We start from the raw sequence: 19,216 nt of genomic DNA, 5'->3' as shown, positions 1-19,216 counted from the left end.
AGTTCTTTTTTCATGACAGCAACTTTATCCAGCACCGCTTTTTCTGCTTCTTTTTTAAGGGAAGCATTTTCTTCCAGCAATTGCTCCAGGCTTTTGGTTAAATCTTTCGGATTTTTTAACAATTCTTTTAGCTGACGGATTTCTTCGTTTTGCTGATGGATCAATTCTTCGGATTTAATTCCGGTAATCGCTTCAATCCGCCGAACGCCTGCTGCAACCGCAGTTTCAGAAACAATCTGGAAAAAACCAATTTGTCCGGTTGCTTGCACATGTGTTCCGCCGCAAAGCTCGATGGAAAACTTTTCGTCCATCGTTACTACGCGTACTACATCGCCATATTTTTCGCCAAATAAAGCCATGGCGCCGGTTTGTGAAGCTTCTGCGAAAGACATGGATTGAATGGTTACGCCTACATTTTCCCGAATCTTTCGGTTGACTACTGTTTCTATCCTGCTAATTTCTTCATCCGTAACTTTAGCAAAATGCGAGAAATCAAAACGCAAGTAATCTGGACTAACTAACGAACCTTTTTGGTTGACATGCGCGCCTAAAACTTCTTTCAAAGCGGCATGAAGCAAATGCGTTGCCGAGTGGTTATTTTCGATACTTAACCTCCTTTCCGGATCAACATAAGCCGTTAAAACATCCGAAGGATCTTCCGGCAGTTGATCTACAAAATGCACAATTAAGCCGTTTTCTTTTTTGGTATCTGTTACTGCAATAATTTCTCCATCCGGGAAAATCAAATCGCCGGTATCGCCAACTTGTCCGCCGCTTTCTGCATAAAAAGGTGTTTTATCTAAAACCAATTGAAACTGTTCTTTTCCTTTGGCTTTAACTTTCCGGTATTTTACAATATGTGCAATGGTTTCTGTTTCGGTATATCCGGTAAATTGTACGGTATCATCTTCTTTTAAGCTGATCCAATCTCCGGTATTAATTGCTGTTGCGGCGCGGGAACGGGTTTTTTGTTCTTGGAGGAGTTTCTCGAAACCTTCCAGATCAACATCCAAACTATTTTCCCGAGCCATAAGCTCTGTTAAATCGATAGGAAATCCATAAGTATCGTAAAGTAAGAAGGCAAATTTAGAATCAACTTCTTTTTTCGGAAAAGTAATACCATCAAAATCTGAATTTTGTCTTATATTAGACAATGGATTTTGAAGTGCAGCATAATTATTAAATCGTGTTAAACCATTCCCTAACGTCCTTAAAAATGAAATCTCTTCCTCCAAAACGACTTTCTGCACAAAATCTTTCTGCTCATACAAATTTGGAAACACATCTTTAAATTGTTCCGATAAAAGAAGCACCAACTGGTTTAAAAAAGGTTCTTTAAAGTTGAGGTATTGATAAGCGTAACGTACAGCTCTTCGTAAAATCCGGCGGATAACATAACCAGCTTTGTTATTAGAGGGCAATTGTCCATCAGCAATAGCAAATGCAATCGCACGGATATGGTCTGCCATTACACGCATTGCAACAGCATCATTCCAACCTTCGCCTTTTGGAACAGCATCACTAACATAAACTTTCCCACTTTTCTCCGCAATAAACTGAATCAGCGGCTGGAAAACATCCGTATCGTAATTAGAACTTTTACCTTGTAAAACACGCACCAAACGCTCAAAGCCCATTCCGGTATCTACATGTTTGTTGGGCAGCGGTTGCAGCGAACCATCTTTTAAACGGTTAAACTGCATAAAAACATTGTTCCAGATTTCAATTACCTGCGGATCATCGGCATTAACCAACGTAGCACCGCTCACCGCTCCCCGCTCTTCCTCACTCCTGTTATCATAATGAATTTCGGAACACGGTCCGCAAGGTCCAGTTTCGCCCATTTCCCAAAAGTTATCTTTTTTATTTCCGGGCAAAATATGGCTTTCGGGCAAAAACTGTTTCCACAAATCGTAGGCTTCCTGGTCTTTTTCCAGGCCTTCTTTTTCGTCGCCTTCAAAATAGGTTACGTACAGGCGGTCTTTATCTATTTTATAAACATCGGTCAATAATTCCCAACTCCAGTTGATGGCTTCTTTTTTAAAATAATCGCCGAAACTCCAGTTGCCCAGCATCTCAAACATCGTGTGGTGATAGGTATCAATGCCCACTTCCTCCAAATCATTGTGCTTACCGGAAACGCGCAAACAACGTTGTGTATCGGCAACTCTTGGAAATTTGGCTGTTTCTTCGCCCAAAAAAATACTTTTAAACTGGTTCATGCCGGCATTGGTAAACATCAGCGTCGGATCGTTTTTAATTACAATTGGTGCTGACGGAACGATTTGGTGTTGTTTGGAAGCGAAGAAATCTAAAAATTGCTGGCGTATTTGGGAGGAAGTTAACATTGGGGGATGCTGTTTTTATCGTATAAAATTATGTGGCAAAGATAGGGTTTTAGAGAAAGTTACAGAACATTGCAATTTCAACCTTCAATATACATGCTTCTTCTTTTACCACACATAATTATTCAATCGGGCTTTCAGCCCTTCCTTTCGTTCTTTTTGCTTGATCAAAAAGAACCAAAAAATCAAGACAAAACGAATCACCTCCGGGCGTTTTGTCGGGCCTTTCCGCACCTGGGTGCATACCTTTCTATCGTCTATGCAAAGTTTAAAAATGGTTGATAAAAGAAGTATTTAAAAAAACAAATGGTCGCTTTAAAGAGACGTTTGCAGGTAGCCACCCAGGAGCGGTGGGATGAATGCCGCCCGGAGGCGATTCGGCATTCTTGAATTTTGGTTCTTTTGTTCAAGCAAAAGAACGCACAAGAAGAAATTTGACCGATAAAAACAGCATTTTCAACTTCCCGCCAAACCATTAACTTTACCGCATGCCTTACAAAGAGAGAGACATCAATAAATTGTACTATACCATGGGCGAAGTTTCGGCCATGTTTGATGTAAACCAATCAATGATCCGTTTTTATGAAAAGGAATTTGACATCCTTCAGCCTAAAAAAAATAAAAAAGGGAACCGCTTGTTTACGCCCGAAGATGTGGAAAATTTGAAAATCATTTTCAATTTGATCAACGACCGTGGCTTTACTTTGCAAGGTGCGCGCGATTACCTCAAACAAAACGGCAGCGAAGCGAAAGAAAGCCAACAGGTGATCCAATCGTTGGAAAACCTGAAAAAGTTTCTGTTGGAAGTAAAAGAGCAGCTATGAAGTTGCCCGAAAATTCCGCTTTTTTGGTGGTTTACAATGCGCGTTCGGGAGCGCGGGCCGATGAACATTTTGACCGTTTACTGGAAGAAAAAAGCCACCAGTACAACTTCCGTTTCAAGGTTTACCGGATGGGAAATGACGAGTGCGAAAAACACATCCGGCAGGAAATTGAAAATTTTAAACCTGATTTTTTAATCGCTGCCGGCGGCGATGGCACCTTAAACATCGTTGCCAAAATTGCGCCCGATTTTGATTTGCCGGTGATGATTTTGCCTTATGGTTCGGCCAATGGCATGGCTCGAGAGTTGGCTATTCCAAACCAAATTGCGGCCGCTTATGATATTTTGGCTGATTATAAAATTAAGCCGATTGATTTGCTCCAAATCAACTGTTTTACTTGTGTGCATTTGGCCGATGTGGGTTTAAACGCGCGGATTGTAAAACGCTTTGAACAAGACCCGCGCCGTGGTTTGTCCACTTATGCCAGGCATTTGTGGCGCGAAATTTTCCTGATCCGTAGCAAGCGTTTCCAAATTGTTTATGATGGCAAACCGATCAAACGCAAAGCTGTTTCCATCACTTTTGCCAACGCTTCCAAATATGGCACCGGCGCCGTCATCAACCCAACCGGAATTATTGACGACGGCAAGTTTGAATTGTGCATTGTAAAACGTTTTCCGCTGTTAAAAATATTTTCACTGGCCTTTAAAATGTTCCGCGGCAATTTGCAAACCAGCGAATATTTTGAGGTAATTAGTTGCCGTTCAGCAAAAATAACCCATAAAAAAGGCATGGTGCTGCAGGTTGATGGCGAAGTGATTGGCAGGATCAGGCAAATTGAAATCAGCATCCAGCCTTTAGCGCTCAAGCTTCTTTTACCGGCTGTTTCTTAGCGCGTTTAAATTTTTCAAAATCACCATGCTTCTTTTATCGCCTATAATTTTGTCTGGCGATTGCTGATAGCCGATAGCTGACTACTGAAAGCTGATCGCTCTTCTCAATGCAGTTCGGCTTGGTAAACCATTTTTCCCTGAGCATTTGATTCGTCTACAATCCAAGCTTCGACCACCGTTTTTTGATCGGGTGAAAACCTCAGCTTAAAAAAACCTTTGGCCGCCAAAGCAAACTTGCCGTACTTGCCTTTGCGCACATAAGTGGATTTGGAAGCCGCACCGCTTACAATATAATCAACCTGGTTTTTAAAAATATGCTGCAAATTGTGCTCGTGCCCGGCGGCGTAAATTAAGTTGGGATGCTTGCCAAAAATAGCTTTTAAATTCTTGCGCAATTCCCGAAAACGCAGGTTGGATAAATCCTCCGGCGCGCCTATATATTTTCGGTAAAGCGGCAGCAGCGAACCCACAAACGGCAACGGCATAAAAGCTTTTTTTTTGTAAATAGTTAACGGAAAAAGGTGGTGTTTGAACTTAAACTTGCCGCCATGCAACGAGTAACTGTAAATTGGATAATGGCCAACCACCAGCACTTTTTTGTTTATGTTCCTATCAATCATCTCCTGCAACAACGCATAAAACTCTTGTTCCGAACCGGCAGAACAACCATCTTTTGCACCAATCGGCCGAAAACCGCGCTGTATCCACCACTGCGTATTGATAGCGATAATCGTTAAACCATCATTGACCGGAACTTCTTTTGGCCCGGGACAACCGTTGGAAGGCAGGTAAACGTTCTCGCCGCCAAACAACTTTTCCAGGTATTTTTCCTGCCGGATCACATAATCAAAACCATCGTCTTTGCCTTTGTTCCAATCGTGGTTCCCGGAAATAAAAATCACTTTTCCGGCATAATTTTTTACCGCTTCGTGGTGTTTTTGAAGTACTAATTCTGCGTCGGCACGCAGCCGGTCGCCTTTTTCGGGCAAACCGTTTGGGTAAACATTATCGCCCAAAAATATTACGGCCGAAGGATGCGCATTGGGCAAATGCTGCTTCAGCAATTCCATCAACGGATCCGGCCTGTAACGCGCAATATTACCCGAATCTCCAACTAAAATCACTTCAAAAACGGTATTGGCCATGTCGTGCTGTTTTTATCGGTAAATATTTTATCATTATTATTTGCAATAATAGTTTACTTATTAATTAATTTTAATACTATTGAGTTAATTATCTCTTTTACAAATGCTTTAATATTTATAAATGCAGTATAAATGCCTGCTGCTTATTGTATTTTTCCTGCTGTTTGCAAAAATAGCTGCTGCACAAACGGCGCAGGAACGGGAAATCGAAACCATTATTGAAGCGGCCGCCGAAAACCTGCCCGACGATTACGACTATTCGGAACTGGTTAACCAATTGAACAATTACCGCCAGCATCCGCTCAACTTAAACAAAGCTACAACCACGCAATTGCAGGATTTGCTGTTCCTTTCCGCACTTCAAATAACGGCTTTACAAAACCATATCCGCAATAATGGAAAATTGATTGACCTGCTCGAACTTCAAAGTGTTGACCTTTTCGACCTCGAAACCATCCAAAAACTGCTGCCTTTTGTAACCATTTCTGCTGATTTGGATTTTAATTTGATCAGCCTGAAAAACGTTTTCAAATACGGCAAACACGATTTTATCTTTCGTTATGGAGAAGTGTTGCAAGATCAAAAAGGTTTTGTGATTGCGAAAGATTCCAAACTTTCACATTATACCGGCAACAATCAAAAGTTGTTGGGCCGCTACCGTTTCGATTTTCAAAACCGCATCCAATTCAATTTTAACATGGAAAAAGATGCCGGGGAACCATTTTTTACCGGTAAAAACAGTACGGGTTTTGATTTTTATTCGGCCAGTCTGACTTTTAAAAATTTTGGTTTGATCAACAAGTTGGTTGTAGGCGATTATTCTTTGCAGTTCGGACAAGGTTTGGGTTTGTACACCGGTTTTAGTTTTGGCAAAAATGCAGATGCCACTTTAATTCCTAAAGTTGCCCGCGGTTTAACACCATATTCTTCTACCAATGAGATTAATTATTTCAGAGGTTTTGCCACAACTTTAAAATACAAATCGGTAGAATTTACGCCTTTTGTTTCTTACCAACCAATTGATGCAACTGTCCAAACTTCGGCAAACCCAAAATACATTTCTTCGCTTGGCACAACCGGTCACCATCGGACTTTGACAGAATTGGCTAATAAAAACGCAGCAAACGAGTTGACTTATGGCTTTAATTTAGATTACAACAAACGCAATTTAAAAACCGGAATTACAGCTTACAGCACACAATTTGAATACCCGTTACAACGACGTGCCAACAGTTACAATCAATATGATTTTGTTGGAAAAGAGTTAGACAATCTTTCTTTTTATTACGATTACAGTTACCACAATTTTTATTTCTTCGGAGAAACGGCCAAAAGTTTAGGCGGAGGCGCGGCTACGGTAAACGGCGTTTTAACTTCCTTTTCGTCCAATATTTCATTGGTTTTGTTACACCGAAATTACAATAAAAGTTACCGCTCTTTTTTCAACGAAGCTTTTTCTGAAGCAACCAATGCTGTAAACGAGCAAGGTTATTACGGCGGTTTAAATTGGAAGTTTTTACACCGTTGGAATTTTTCTGCTTATACTGATTTTTTCCGATTTCCATGGTTAAAATACCAGGTAAGCCAGCCCAACAGCAAAGGTTATGAGTTATTGGGAAGGCTGACTTACTCGCCAACGCAACGCTTTGTGGCCTATCTTAATTATCGTTTTAAACAGAAACAACAAAACAACGATAATGCAAAAATCAAAGTGCTGGACGAAGTTTCATATCAGGATTGGCGTTTGGACATTTCCTATCCAATTAACAAAAATATCACTTTGCGAAACCGTGCCGAAGTGGTAAAATATCAAAAAGGTTTGCCTGCTGCCGAATATGGTTTGATGGTTTACCAGGACTTGTTGTACAGGCCAAAAACAAGCCGAATTTCTGGTAATTGCCGTTTGGTCTGGTTTAAAACTGCCAGTTATGATTCCCGTGTTTACTCTTTTGAAAACGATGTTTTGTACAGCTACACCGTTTTGCCTTTGCAACATACCGGCTTCCGCACTTATGCAAACTTGCAATATTCTTTTAAAAAAAGTTTTGATTTATGGTTGAGGTACAGTGCATACTTGTACAAAGGTGAAACCACAGTTGGCTCTGGTTTGGATGAAATACAAGGCAACAAAAAATCGGAAGTGAGGGTGCAAGTTCGTTATCGTTTTTAAATATGAAACATACTTTTTTTGTGGCCGAAAGCCCGTTTGTGTTGTTGCTGATGCCTCTTTTATCGGGTATTTTTTTGGGTGTGCTTTTTTCATTTGGAAATGTTTTGCCTTTCCTGTTAAATGCCATTTTCATAATTGCATTTGCTTTTTGTATTTTAAATTGGAAATATGCTGATTGGAAAATTTACCGTAAAGCTTGGATTGGTGGCGTTTTAATCCATTTTTTTTTGTTTTTATTGGGGATTTTTATTGCCGAAAAAAACAAAGAAATCAACAACCGTAATCACTTTTCTAAACAAAAAGCAACAAGTTTAATCGTTACCATTATCCAAGAACCAAAACAAACCGGCAACATCGTTCGGTTTAATACTTGGGTTACGCATACTTCTTTTAATGGCAAAATTTTAGCGTCTTCCGGAAGTTTGTTGGTGGCGCTAAAATTGGATTCTTTGCAAAAAAACAATTTTAATTATGGTGATGAATTATTGATCCCAAATCAATACAAACTTGTTGATGCGCCTTTTAACCCGTCCGAATTTAATTACAAGTTGTGGCTGCAACACCAAAATATTTATTTTCAAACTTTTCTTAACCCAAACCAATACCAGTTAATTGCTACAAATCGGGGCAACTCAATTATTGCTGATGCACTTTTAACCCGAAAAAAGTTAGTTCGAAAGTATCAGAAATATTTGCGTGATCCTGATGCCTTGTCGGTTGCTTCTACTTTAATTTTAGGTTACCGTGCAGATTTAAGTGCCGATGTTTTACAAGCTTATTCTAAAACCGGAACGATACATGTACTTTCCGTTTCCGGGATGCACGTGGCGTTGGTTTATCTCATTATCAACGTTTTACTTCGGTTTTTAAACCGTAAAAGAAGCGGTGTTTTGCTCAAAGCATTCATATCCATTTTACTGATTTGGCTTTATGCTTTGATTACCGGTTTTTCGCCTGCCGTTTGCCGTGCTGCCGTAATGATTACGTTTGTAATTATTGGAAAAACTTATAACCGGCACATCAGCATGCTTAATATTTTGCTGGTTTCGGCTTTTGTGCTGCTGTTGTACAATCCAAATTTTATCACCGATGTTGGTTTTCAACTTTCGTATTTGGCTGTTGTTGGTTTGATTATCTTGCAACCGATCATCGAAAACTTATTACAATTTAAACACCAATTTGTACGTAGAATTTGGTCGCTTTTATCGGTTTCTTTGGCGGCACAATTGATCACTTTTCCAATTAGTGTATTTTATTTTCACCAGTTTCCGGTTTATTTTTTGCTAAGCAATTTGTTTATCGTGCTGCCTTCTGCCTTAATTATGTACATTGGAATTGCATTCCTTTTCGTTCCTGATATTCCCATAATTGCAAAACCGGTTGCATTTGTTTTGGAAAAAAGTATTGTTGGAATGAACCAAGGTTTAAGTTGGATTGAGCATCTTCCTTTTGGCAGTTGGAACAAACTTTGGATCACGGTTCCCGAATATTTGATTTTGTATAGCATCCTTATTTGTGTGTTTGCCTGGCTGGTGCATCGTAAAATTTTGTTGCTGCAAGTTGGTACTGTTTTTATCGTGCTTTTTTTAGTGTCTTTTTCTTACAAAAAGATACAAGCGCAACAGCAAGATGAAATTGTATTTTTAAACTTGCGTAGCAATTGCGGTATTGTTTTTAAAATTAGAAACGAAGCAGTTGTGCTAACAGACTTAAAAACTTCCGACAAAAGTTTTCAATATTCGATGCAGCCTTATTTGGATAGTTGTAAACTCACTCAAGTTAAATTGTTAAATCCAAATCAAAACTTTGCCAATACTGTTTTTAGCAAGCAAAATAAGTTAGTCCAATTTAAAAACAGATTGATTTTTGTGGCCGATAAAGATTTCGAACATCAATCTTTTCCGCAAAAAATAAAAGTGGATGCTGTTTTTATCACCCAAAATCCTAAAATTGGCCTCAACCAAATTTCTAAAAACCTGATATTTGATCGGCTGGTTGTTGCTTCTGACAACGGCGATTACTTTATCAAAAAAATAACCGAAGAAGCGGCTGCCGACGGCCGAAAAATAATTGTTTTGAAACGTAACAAAGCATTTCTATTGCAGTCTAACCTTCAAAATTAATGCTGCAATTAGAAATAAAAATTTAGCTTGCATCTTTACAAAAAGAATGATTACTTTATAAAAAATTAATTAAACATGAACATTTTCAAAAACGCAGCACTTGCTTTAACCCTTACCGCTATCGGTTTTACAGCAAGCGCACAAAAAAGCTTTACCGAAGGCGTGATCAATTACGATGTAAGTACAAACGGCCAACAGGGCGAGGCCAAAAGTTTCTTTAGGGGCGACTCTTCCTCCTATCAATCTCAAATGGGGCCGGCCAGTATCAATATTTTGTCAAATGTAAAAAGTAATTATATGGTAATTTTGGTAGATGTACCGGTTGCATCAATTAAAAAGGCGGCCGTTTTAACACCTGCAGATATAGAGCAAATGAAAGACACGGAACCAAATTATACATTTACACCAACAACGGAAACCCAAACTATTTCGGGGTATAACTGCAAAAAAGTGCTGGCCAAGGATAGCAAAAGCGGTTCAAATACTGATGTTTGGGTTACCAATGATATTACCGTCCCTGCCAATAATTCAACTAAATATTTTGCAAATGCAGGTGGCTACCCGGTAAAATTTACAGTTATGCAAAGAGGCCAGACGGTACAAATAACTTTAAAATCTATTACAGAAGAAAAAGTTAAACCCGGGACATTTGGGATTCCAAAAGATTTTGACAAGATAACTTTACAGGAATTAATGTCGATGGGTGGCGGAAGATAAGCTTTTTAAAAAATCGTTTTAAAACAAGAAAGCCTGAGGGAAATTCCTTCAGGCTTTTTTTGTTATTGGTCAAAATTTAATTTGTTACAAGATAAGGATCAAAAGTAAAATGATGATGATGATGGCGCCAACAGAAAGGTAAATACCGCCGCCCAAGCCGCGGGCCTGCGCTTTCATACTTTTCAGTTCTGATTTTAATTCTTGTTTTTGTTCTTTGTTCAGTTGCGATTTGTCCATCGCTTTAATCTCTTCCACACGCGTTTTGATCGCTTGCAGTTTAGCTTCTTTTTGTGCGTCGGTCAAAGTAATTTCTTTTGCAGCAGGTTCTGTAATTACGGTGGCCGCTTTTAACTGGCTTGCAGAAAATGTCAGCATTAAAGCAGTCGTCAATAAATAAACTTTCTTTTTCATAATTAAATTGATTTGGGTAAATGTGAGTTAAATTAATGCGAAAAGCAAATCATTTGTTTTTACGTTGTTTCAAAAATTAAGTTGTAAGTTTTCCAATCCGGCTTCAATTCCCGGTTCGGTTATTTCTTATTAATTAAGCACCGTAAAACTTAAAGTGCTGATTTTTGTTAAAAAGCAAATCAATAAAAACTATAATTATGACTGAAACACAAAGCATTGATCCGGATAAAAACACCAAAAGTGGCTACTTTGAAGTTGCGCCTGGTGTTTGGGGAATGAAAATTGTATTCGTAAATATTTACATGGTTGCCTCTGGCAGCCCGGACAGTAAAAAATGGGTGTTGGTAGATGCAGGTTTGCCACACTCGGCCCACAAAATACAAGCGCTTTTCGGGCAAGGGACAAAACCGGAAAACATCATTTTAACGCACGGCCATTTTGACCACCGCGGAAGTTTGTCGGAACTGTTAAAGATTTGGGACGTGCCGGTTTATGCACACGATTTGGAACTGCCTTATTTAACCGGTCTTTCTGCTTATCCTCCGCCCGACCCATTTGTTGGCGGCGGTTTGATGAGTTTGACTTCCCCTTTGTTCCCGAACAAACCTTTGAACCTGGGCGAAAAAGTACAGGCTTTCCCGGAAGAAGGCACGCCCGGGTTGCCTGGCTGGCGCATTATTTTTACGCCCGGCCACGCTCCCGGCCATATTTCTTTGTTCCGGGAAAGCGATCATGTTTTAATTGCCGGCGATGCTTTTGTAACTACCGTTCAGGAATCTGCAATTGCTGTAATGACACAGAAAAAAATCATCAGCGGACCGCCGAAATACTTTACTTGTGATTGGAAGGCGGCTGGGGTTTCGGTACGAAAACTAATTGGCCTGCACCCGCAAGTTGTTGCAACCGGGCACGGAAAGCCAATGATCGGAAAAGAGTTTAAAAAAGCCTTGCAACATTTAGGAAAGAATTTTGCAGAAGAAGCCGTACCAAAACATGGCCGATATGTAAAAGAAGCCGCGAAAACTGACATCGAAGGCGTAAAATATGTTCCGCCTGCGGTAAACAACCCGGTTATTACCACCAGTTTAATTGGGGCAGCCGCTTTAATTGCGTTTGCTGTGGTAGTAGGGATTTATAAGAAGTAAAATTTATACCGATAAAAGAAGCATATCTTGATAAAACAGGGTATGCTTCTTTTATGCCCTAAAAATTGGTATTTAACTGTTCAGGCTGATGGTAAAAGCAGCTTCGTAAACATGGCCGTGGCCAACGCTTTCAATTCCTGGTTTTTGTTGGATGTCAGTGGTTTGGCCTTCTGTATCTGCATAACCCAACCAAGGTTCGATGCAAACAAACGGGGCGCCCAGTTTTGCCCAAATTCCCAGATCTTTAAAATCTTTGAAACTAACCGACAAGCTGTGGTTGTGATTTTTACTGTGGATGCTTACTTTTTTTGAAATGATATTTTTGAAAACCAAGGCATCACGGTCAAACAAGTTTTTTGTTAGCCAAAGTTTTTGATCTTGTAAAGGAACCATTTCCGTTTCGCCGCTGATCAAACCTTTTTCCGAAAGCAAATGCGTTAACAAAGGCTCCGAAGTTTCAAATTCCAGGTAATAATCCTCGTATTGTTCGTTTGGGAAAAACGGGACATGAAAAGCCGGATGCGCGCCCATCGAAAAGTAAATGGTTTTGTCATCCTGATTGATTACTTTGTAGGTTACCCGCAAATCATGGCCGAACAAATCATACAAAATTTGAAACTCAAAACGGTAAGGATAAACCGCCAAAGTTAATTCGCTAAAAGGCAACGAAAACTTGGCGTGCGTTTCTTGTGCATCTACCAAAGCAAATTCCGATTCGCGGGCAAAACCATGCCGCTTCATTTGATAAGATTGCCCGTCAACTTGCAGTTCGTTGTTGTTCAAGCCACCCACAATTGGAAACAAATTTGGCGCATGCCAAGGCCAAACAGTAGGATCGGCCTGCCACAAATGTTCAGTTTGCGTTTCTTTGTTAAAGATGGAAATTAGCTCTGCCCCTTTGGTGCGGAAGGTAACTTTTAAATATTCGTTTTCTATCGAAGTCATAAACAGATAAGCTTTTAGTTAAAGTATTTCTGTTAAACCTACTAAACGCCGTATTTGTTTAAAGTGGAATTTGGTTGATAATTTTTAGGTGGTAAAAGAAGCATTGTGAAAATCTGATTTTTTATTGATTTAATAAAGTCAAAATTTGATGTGGTAAAAGAAGTATCTAAAAATATTCTCACAGTTCTCTTCTTCTTTCTTCGATCACTGTATCACTAAATGAACCTTTATAATCTTTTAAAGCCTCCTGGCTTTTAGCGAAAGAAAAATCATCCAAAGTCAACCTTTTTTCAGAAGAATTTTCCGTATCTTCCAAAAAAGTAACGATAACTTTTACTGGTTTTTTGGACTGAAATTCTTGATCCAATTTTACAATACCATTTTGGTAAGTTCCTGCTATTGCTATCATAAGTTTAATTTATAAATTCAAATATATAGATTTTAGTTAAAACAAATTTAAGTTATAATTTCAAAAGTTTACTGAATTTATGCCGATAAAAGAAGCATCAATAAGGATCAACGTCCACCCTAACCAAATTGCCTTTACTGATCTTCTCCGTTTGAAATTGCAGAATTGTTTCTTTCAAAATATTTTTCACCCGAACCATCGAAGTCCCTTCTTTCTCTACTTTTAAAATAATCGTTTTGATATAATAATTGCGGATGCGGCCAATCAATGGAAACTCTGGCCCGATTACACGGTCGCCAAATTGTTTTTTCAAAGCATTGCCTAAATATTCGGCCTGGTTTTGCAGCGCTTCGGGATGTTTGTGTTTCACATCAATTTGAATGACACGATAAAATGGCGGATACTTAAATTGCAAACGTTCGGTCATTTCCAGTTCGTACATTTCGGCATAAGCATTACGGATAACCTGGTCAATAATGCGATGGTTTGGATCGTAAGTTTGGATCACAACTTTGCCTTTTTTGCCGCGCCGCCCTGCCCTGCCGCTTACTTGCGCCAGCATTTGGAAACTGCGTTCGTTTGCACGAAAATCAGGAAACTTTAGCAAAGAATCGGCATTAACAATTCCAATTACAGTTACATCTGAAAAATCCAAACCTTTGGCCACCATTTGCGTGCCAACCAAAATATCGGTTTTTTTATCTTCCAGATCACTTAAAATATTTTGGAAAGACATTTTAGAACGCGTGGTATCCAAATCCATTCTTGCAATGCGTGCCGTTGGCAATAAGATCGAAAGTTCATCTTCAATCTTTTCTGTTCCGTAACCTTTTTGTTCCAAGTGAACAGAACCACAGGCCGGACAAACAGAATAAACATCATCTTTATAACCGCAATAATGGCAATGCAATTTGCCGGTACTTTTGTGCATGGTTAAACTTACATCGCAATTGATACACTTGGATGTAAAACCACAAGTTTTGCAAATTAAAAGCGGCACATAACCACGCCGGTTTTGAAATAAAATTGACTGCTCTTTTTTCTCCAAAGCGGCTTCAATATCTTGCATCAAAACGTTGGAAAAATGCGATTGCATGGTTTTATTTTTCATTTCCTCTGGGATGCTGATCACCTGGATTTCGGGCAAAACGGCATCGCCATAACGTACATTCAGTTCTACCAAACCGTACTTGTGCTGCTGCGCGTTGTAATACGATTCGAGCGAAGGCGTAGCCGAACCCAGCAAAACTTTGGCTTTGTACAACGTACTTAGAAAAATAGCGGCATCGCGGGCGTGGTAGCGCGGCGCAGGATCAAATTGTTTGTATGAGTTTTCGTGCTCTTCATCCACCACAATCAAACCCAAATTATTAAAAGGCAGAAAAACCGAAGAACGCGCGCCAAGCACCACGCGATATTCTCCGTTTAAAACCTTGTTCCAAACTTCCACGCGTTCATTGTCATTAAAACGCGAATGGTAAACGCCGATTTTGTTGCCGAAATATTGCCGTAACCGTTCGATGATGTGTGTAGTCAGCGCAATTTCGGGCAGTAAAAACAGTACTTGTTTGCCACTTTCGATCATCGCTTCAATCAAACGCACGTAAATTTGGGTTTTGCCGGAGGAAGTAATGCCATGCAGCAAAACCACATCCTTTTGTTCAAATTGCCGGTTAATTTGGCGGAAAGCTTTTTCCTGATATTCGTTCAGCTCAAACGTACTTTCGGTTCCGTCTTCGCTGTTAGAAAAACGGCTCACAATTTTCTCTTCCAACAAAAACACTTCTTTTTCTACCAAAGCTTTTAAAACGGCGGCGCTTACTTGTGCCGTTTCTTCAAGTTCGGCTTTGGTAACTTGTGGTTTTTGTTTGGCTAATTGCAGCAAGGCCAGCACAGCGTCCAATTGTTTTGGCGCGCGTTTTTCCAGCATTTCGAACAATTCTTTCAGTTGTTCCTGGTTTCGATAAGCAGGATTTAAGCTGTAAAAAGAGCGTTTTCTGGGTTTGTAACGCTCGTTCACTTCTTCGGCAATGTTGATGATGTTTTTATTAAACAATTGCTTCAAAACCGGCATCACCGTTTTTTGCCCCAACAGTTTGCTTACTTCGCTTACTTTTAGTTCGGGCTGAATTTGGAGCGCATCAACAATCAAATATTCTTTATCGTTCAGTTCGGTTTTATCAAACGGATATTCTTTGTTCAGTGTGATTTGCGTTTCGCTGGCCAACTTTAAAGCGGCAGGCAAAGCAGCGTTCATCACTTCGCCCAAATTGCACAGGTAATAGTTGGAAATCCATTGCCAAAAAACTAATTGCTGCGGAATGATCAAAGGTTCGTCATCCAAAATATCCATCAAATATTTGGCTTCGTATTTTTCGGGCGCCCTTTCGCCAAGCGACAAAACAATGCCCGTATAAATCTTGCTTCTGCCAAATTGTACCACCACGCGTTTTCCTACCGATACTTCTTTTACCCGGTCAAAAGGGACACGGTACGTATAATTTTTGGCGATGGGCAAAGGTAAAATCACCTCTGCGAAAATGGTTTTCTTTTCAACGTGGAGAGAATCTGATAAATCCAGGCTCATAGTTTTTTAAGCGCCCCTAACCCAAGCGTAACCCAACCTAAAATGAAAAGCAAACCGCCCAAGGGTGTAATTGGGCCAAGAAATTTGATCCAACCCGCTCCCAATAAATCCCTCGTCGCCAGCAAATAAAGTGAGCCGGAAAACAGCACGATACCGAAACTAAAAAAGTAATAGCTCCATTCTAACAGATTGTTGCCCTGCGGATTTAAGGTTGATAAAAACAGTATTGCAAAAACGTGGTAAAACTGGTATTGCACGGCCGTATGCCAAACTTCCAACTGGCCGGCATCCAATTTATTTTTTAATGCATGGGCGCCAAAAGCGCCGGTAACAACGGCCAACAAACCATAAATGGCGGCCGTAACAATAATTTGTTTGTTCATGATATACTTTTAAATATAAACAAAAGCAGAAATACTTCAAACCAAAAGCCGGAATAATCTATTTTTGTTGCAAACAGATGAGATGCGGCGGATTATCCTGATTGCGGTTTTTTTATTTATAACAGCCGTAATGGTTACTGCGTTTTATTTTGCCAAACTTAAACTTCCCGGGCAAAATACAACCAACGTTATTAACCAAATCCCGGAAGATGCGACACTTGTTTTTGAGTTTAAAAACGACGCGGAATTTTACGACCTGTTTAGGCAAAGCACCTTACTTACTTCTTTTATCGGGCAAAAAAAGGCCAATGAGCTGCAATACCTACATCAGCATTTGATGAAAGAACCTGCTTTAAAAGCTGCTTTTAACAACCGCAGTATTTTTATTTCGCTGCATCCTGGAATTACTTCCGGCAATTTGGATATGCTGCTGCTGATCAATGCCGACGGCGCAAAAGATTTGCAACAGACGTTGAACGCACTGATTATCAATTCTAATGCTGCTTTTGAAACAGAAACAATCGGCAGCAAAACTATCCACGATATTACTTTTCCTGCCATAAAAGAAGCATTTTATTTAACTTATAATGACGGTATTGTGGCGGGAAGTTTTAACAAAGCTTTGTTATTGAACTTTTTAGACGAACGGAAGGAAAACAAAGTATCCAACCTAACGCAGCTTTCCGACCAGCAAAATAAAAACTCAATTGCCAATTTGTATGTCAATTATCAACGTTTCCCGGTTTTGTTTAAGCAACTTTTTAGAAACCAAAACGATGATTTTTTTCGTTTTTTGGCTGGTTTTCCGGCCAGTGCGGCACTCACCTTAAATTATAAAACGGATGCTTTGCTGTTTAACGGTTTCACCCAAAGCGATACTTCGGCAGCAAACTACCTGGATTTGTTTTTGAAGCAGCAACCGGTAAAAAACACGCTGAAAAATATTTATCCGGCAAACACTGCTTCGGCCGTGAGTTTTGCTTTTGGGAACCCGATAGGTTTTTTAAAGGAATTTGATGCTTGGCAAAACCAGGTGCATCAATCTAAAAAAGCAAATGCTTTGTTTAGCCAGATAAAAACAGAAACAGGCGTTTCCATTAAAACGGCTTTTCGAAAGCAATTGGACAGGGAATTTGCCGTGATAACAACTTCGGAAAGTGAAAAAATTGCGGTCATCAAAGTAAAAAACGGATCGGAACTGGAACCTTTTCTGCGTAACATCAGCGTTGATCCGGACAGCGAACGAACCCGTTTTAAATACGAAAACCTGCCTTATTACCTTTTGGGCGAACCTTTTGCACATTTTAAACAACCTTTTTTTGTGTTGATTGATAATTATCTGTTCTTGTCAAATTCTGAAAGCGGCTTGAAGCGTTACTTGGAAAATTACCACCAGCAGCATTTTTTGAGCGAAGACCAGCAATATTATGATTTTGACCAATTGCTGGCCGAGCAAAGTAATGTTTCGTTTTTTGTGCATCTGCCCAACTCGGTTCAAAACCTACAAAAAAACCTGCAACCCAGTTTCAGTAAAGTATTCGGACAAAAAAATATGGGCTGGAACAATTATTTTGCGGCTGCACTTCAGTTTACGGCTTCAGAAAATAAATTTTACACCAACTTTTGTCTTCGACAAAAAAAACTGGAAACCAATAAAAGTGATTCGACAACTTTGTAAAAACCTGAAACCTGATGCTTCTTTTACCACCTAAATTTCAACATCGGCATTTTCCGTTTTTTGTATCTTTGATAGTGCTTTAAAAATTTGTTCAAATGGAAGAAAAACAAACTTGGATTGTTGACCGACTTTTGCAAAACATGGGAAAAATGCACGAACTGGGCCGGCAACGTGCTTTTGAACTGGGCAACCCGTTTTACGCACAATTTGAGGAAGACGGCAGATATTGGCGTAAAGAATTGCCAACCGGCGAAAAATTTTTAGTAACAATAGAAATTATAACCGATGAAAACGATGTAGCCATAGAAATAAAAGATACGGTTATCAAAAAATTGGATAGTTGATGAAAAAGCCGGAACTTATTTTTGTGGCCGGATGTAATGCTGCCGGCAAATCTAATTTTATCCGCACAAGGTTAAATGACTTGGAAAATTTCGAGGTTTTGATGACTGATGTGTATAAAAGCCGTACAAAAGACCTTGCTAAAAAGGCTATTTATAAAGGTAAAAATGTTTTAATTGAAACTGTTTTTAATGATGCATCATTTAAAGATTTAATTGACGAGGCCAGAAATGCAGGTTATCAAACTTCAGTAGTTGTATTATTTTTAGACAGTATCCAACAATCAATAAGCAGGGTTGCATCTCGTGGTACACAACAAAGCGGTATTACCATTTCCGGAAGCAATGTCAGCATCAATTTTAACGAAAGCTTTAAAAATATAGCCATTTATTTTTTTTATTTTGACAGGTCTGATTTTATCTACACAGGAATTGGAGAAGTAAACCAGTTGATTATGAGCTTCCAAAAAGGAGAGCTTGACACTTACTATTCAAACAATCTGGAATATCCGCAAAAATTTGCTTCCTACAGTTTTCAAAAAGACCGGTTAAGCAAAAATGCTTATCAGATTATCACTTCTAATAAAGATTTTAAAAAGAATGCAGGTACAAGTCCCGAACCTTTTACAAAGTTCTAATGCTAAAGTTGTTAAAAACAATGTTAAACTTTAGCCATTTTTGATGCTTCTTTTATCCCCTAAAATTTATAAACTTTCTATTATCTTAAAAAGACACAGAACACACACATGCCAATTTTTATACGATAAAAGAAGCATCCTTATTTTTAGTGATTAATTTTATCGGCAGCAACTGTCAGCAAAACTTTTTGTAAATCTGTATCCTGGGAAGAAGTGCCTACCATCAGCTCAAACTGGCCCGGCTCAACTAAATACTTCATATCAATGTTGTAAAAAGCCAGCATTGCAGGTGTGATATTAAAATTCAATGTTTTGGTTTCACCTGGTTTTAAGTTTACCCGCTGAAAGGCTTTCAGCTCTTTAACCGGGCGCGTTACCGAGCTTACCAAATCCCGGATATATAATTGCACCACCTCCGCTCCTTCCTGTTTTCCGGTATTGTTTATAGTTAGGGTAAGCTGG

General features: G+C 39.3%; 17 protein-coding genes. 9 read left to right on the top strand and 8 right to left on the bottom strand.

Annotation, left to right across the window (positions count from 1 at the left end):
• Positions 1-2,348: alanine--tRNA ligase (gene alaS, locus Q0192_RS02675; RefSeq protein ID WP_299285683.1), on the bottom strand; the 2,348-nt coding region annotated here is incomplete at its 3' end.
• Between the two features lie 485 nt (positions 2,349-2,833).
• Between alaS and Q0192_RS02670 the strand changes: the two genes are divergently transcribed.
• Together Q0192_RS02670 and Q0192_RS02665 are read left to right on the top strand one after the other, a co-directional pair.
• Complete coding sequence (locus Q0192_RS02670) at positions 2,834-3,169, top strand: MerR family transcriptional regulator (protein ID WP_299285680.1); 336 nt, start codon at positions 2,834-2,836, stop codon at positions 3,167-3,169.
• Positions 3,166-4,062: a diacylglycerol kinase family protein gene (locus Q0192_RS02665; RefSeq protein ID WP_299285676.1), complete on the top strand. Its 897-nt coding sequence runs from the start codon at positions 3,166-3,168 to the stop codon at positions 4,060-4,062. The genes Q0192_RS02670 and Q0192_RS02665 overlap by 4 nt, the downstream gene beginning before the upstream one ends.
• A 104-nt stretch (positions 4,063-4,166) precedes the next feature.
• Here Q0192_RS02665 and Q0192_RS02660 read toward each other — a convergent pair whose 3' ends face one another.
• Entirely contained in the window at positions 4,167-5,207 is a 1,041-nt protein-coding gene (locus Q0192_RS02660; RefSeq protein WP_299285673.1) for a metallophosphoesterase, read from the bottom strand.
• 121 nt (positions 5,208-5,328) lie between these two features.
• Between Q0192_RS02660 and Q0192_RS02655 the strand changes: the two genes are divergently transcribed.
• From Q0192_RS02655 to Q0192_RS02645, 3 genes are all read left to right on the top strand, one after another.
• Positions 5,329-7,377, top strand: a complete 2,049-nt coding sequence (locus Q0192_RS02655; RefSeq protein ID WP_299285670.1) for a hypothetical protein — start codon at positions 5,329-5,331, stop codon at positions 7,375-7,377.
• A gap of 2 nt (positions 7,378-7,379) precedes the next feature.
• A complete protein-coding gene (locus Q0192_RS02650; RefSeq protein WP_299285667.1) occupies positions 7,380-9,500 on the top strand; it encodes a ComEC/Rec2 family competence protein in 2,121 nt (706 codons plus the stop codon).
• Positions 9,501-9,575: 75 nt separating this feature from the next.
• On the top strand, positions 9,576-10,217 hold the full coding sequence (locus Q0192_RS02645) for a DUF4412 domain-containing protein (RefSeq protein WP_299285664.1): 642 nt from the start codon (positions 9,576-9,578) through the stop codon (positions 10,215-10,217).
• A gap of 84 nt (positions 10,218-10,301) precedes the next feature.
• Here Q0192_RS02645 and Q0192_RS02640 read toward each other — a convergent pair whose 3' ends face one another.
• Complete coding sequence (locus tag Q0192_RS02640; protein WP_299285661.1) at positions 10,302-10,628, bottom strand: hypothetical protein; 327 nt, start codon at positions 10,626-10,628, stop codon at positions 10,302-10,304.
• A gap of 197 nt (positions 10,629-10,825) precedes the next feature.
• On the opposite strand from Q0192_RS02640, the gene Q0192_RS02635 reads away from it, so the two are divergent.
• Positions 10,826-11,773 carry an MBL fold metallo-hydrolase gene (locus Q0192_RS02635; protein ID WP_299285658.1) on the top strand — a complete coding sequence of 316 codons (948 nt, stop codon included), beginning with the start codon at positions 10,826-10,828 and terminating at the stop codon, positions 11,771-11,773.
• Between the two features lie 72 nt (positions 11,774-11,845).
• Here the strand turns inward: Q0192_RS02635 and Q0192_RS02630 are convergent, their stop codons facing one another.
• The 4 genes from Q0192_RS02630 to Q0192_RS02615 all read right to left on the bottom strand — a co-directional run bounded on the left by Q0192_RS02630 (position 11,846) and on the right by Q0192_RS02615 (position 16,097).
• Positions 11,846-12,718, bottom strand: coding sequence for an aldose 1-epimerase family protein (locus Q0192_RS02630; protein ID WP_299285655.1), 873 nt, complete (start codon positions 12,716-12,718; stop codon positions 11,846-11,848).
• Between the two features lie 178 nt (positions 12,719-12,896).
• Positions 12,897-13,127: a hypothetical protein gene (locus Q0192_RS02625; RefSeq protein WP_299285652.1), complete on the bottom strand. Its 231-nt coding sequence runs from the start codon at positions 13,125-13,127 to the stop codon at positions 12,897-12,899.
• A gap of 97 nt (positions 13,128-13,224) precedes the next feature.
• Positions 13,225-15,714 carry a primosomal protein N' gene (priA, locus tag Q0192_RS02620; RefSeq protein WP_299285649.1) on the bottom strand — a complete coding sequence of 830 codons (2,490 nt, stop codon included), beginning with the start codon at positions 15,712-15,714 and terminating at the stop codon, positions 13,225-13,227.
• Positions 15,711-16,097: a DUF423 domain-containing protein gene (locus tag Q0192_RS02615; RefSeq protein ID WP_299285646.1), complete on the bottom strand. Its 387-nt coding sequence runs from the start codon at positions 16,095-16,097 to the stop codon at positions 15,711-15,713. Before Q0192_RS02615 ends, priA begins: the two co-directional genes overlap by 4 nt.
• Positions 16,098-16,161: 64 nt before the next feature.
• Here Q0192_RS02615 and Q0192_RS02610 point away from each other — a divergent pair, with 64 nt between their 5' ends.
• The 3 genes from Q0192_RS02610 to Q0192_RS02600 all read left to right on the top strand — a co-directional run bounded on the left by Q0192_RS02610 (position 16,162) and on the right by Q0192_RS02600 (position 18,754).
• Positions 16,162-17,775, top strand: coding sequence for a hypothetical protein (locus Q0192_RS02610; protein ID WP_299285643.1), 1,614 nt, complete (start codon positions 16,162-16,164; stop codon positions 17,773-17,775).
• A gap of 95 nt (positions 17,776-17,870) precedes the next feature.
• Positions 17,871-18,119, top strand: a complete 249-nt coding sequence (locus tag Q0192_RS02605; protein WP_299285640.1) for a hypothetical protein — start codon at positions 17,871-17,873, stop codon at positions 18,117-18,119.
• Complete coding sequence (locus Q0192_RS02600; RefSeq protein ID WP_299285637.1) at positions 18,119-18,754, top strand: zeta toxin family protein; 636 nt, start codon at positions 18,119-18,121, stop codon at positions 18,752-18,754. Before Q0192_RS02605 ends, Q0192_RS02600 begins: the two co-directional genes overlap by 1 nt.
• A gap of 146 nt (positions 18,755-18,900) precedes the next feature.
• Here Q0192_RS02600 and Q0192_RS02595 read toward each other — a convergent pair.
• A partial coding sequence (locus Q0192_RS02595; RefSeq protein ID WP_299285634.1) for a fibronectin type III-like domain-contianing protein occupies positions 18,901-19,216 on the bottom strand: 316 nt, incomplete at its 5' end.

Source organism: uncultured Mucilaginibacter sp. (assembly GCF_937859865.1).
GTDB lineage: Bacteria > Bacteroidota > Bacteroidia > Sphingobacteriales > Sphingobacteriaceae > Mucilaginibacter_A.
Note: the sequence above shows the minus strand (reverse complement) of the source record. Positions and strands in the feature narration are given on the sequence as shown.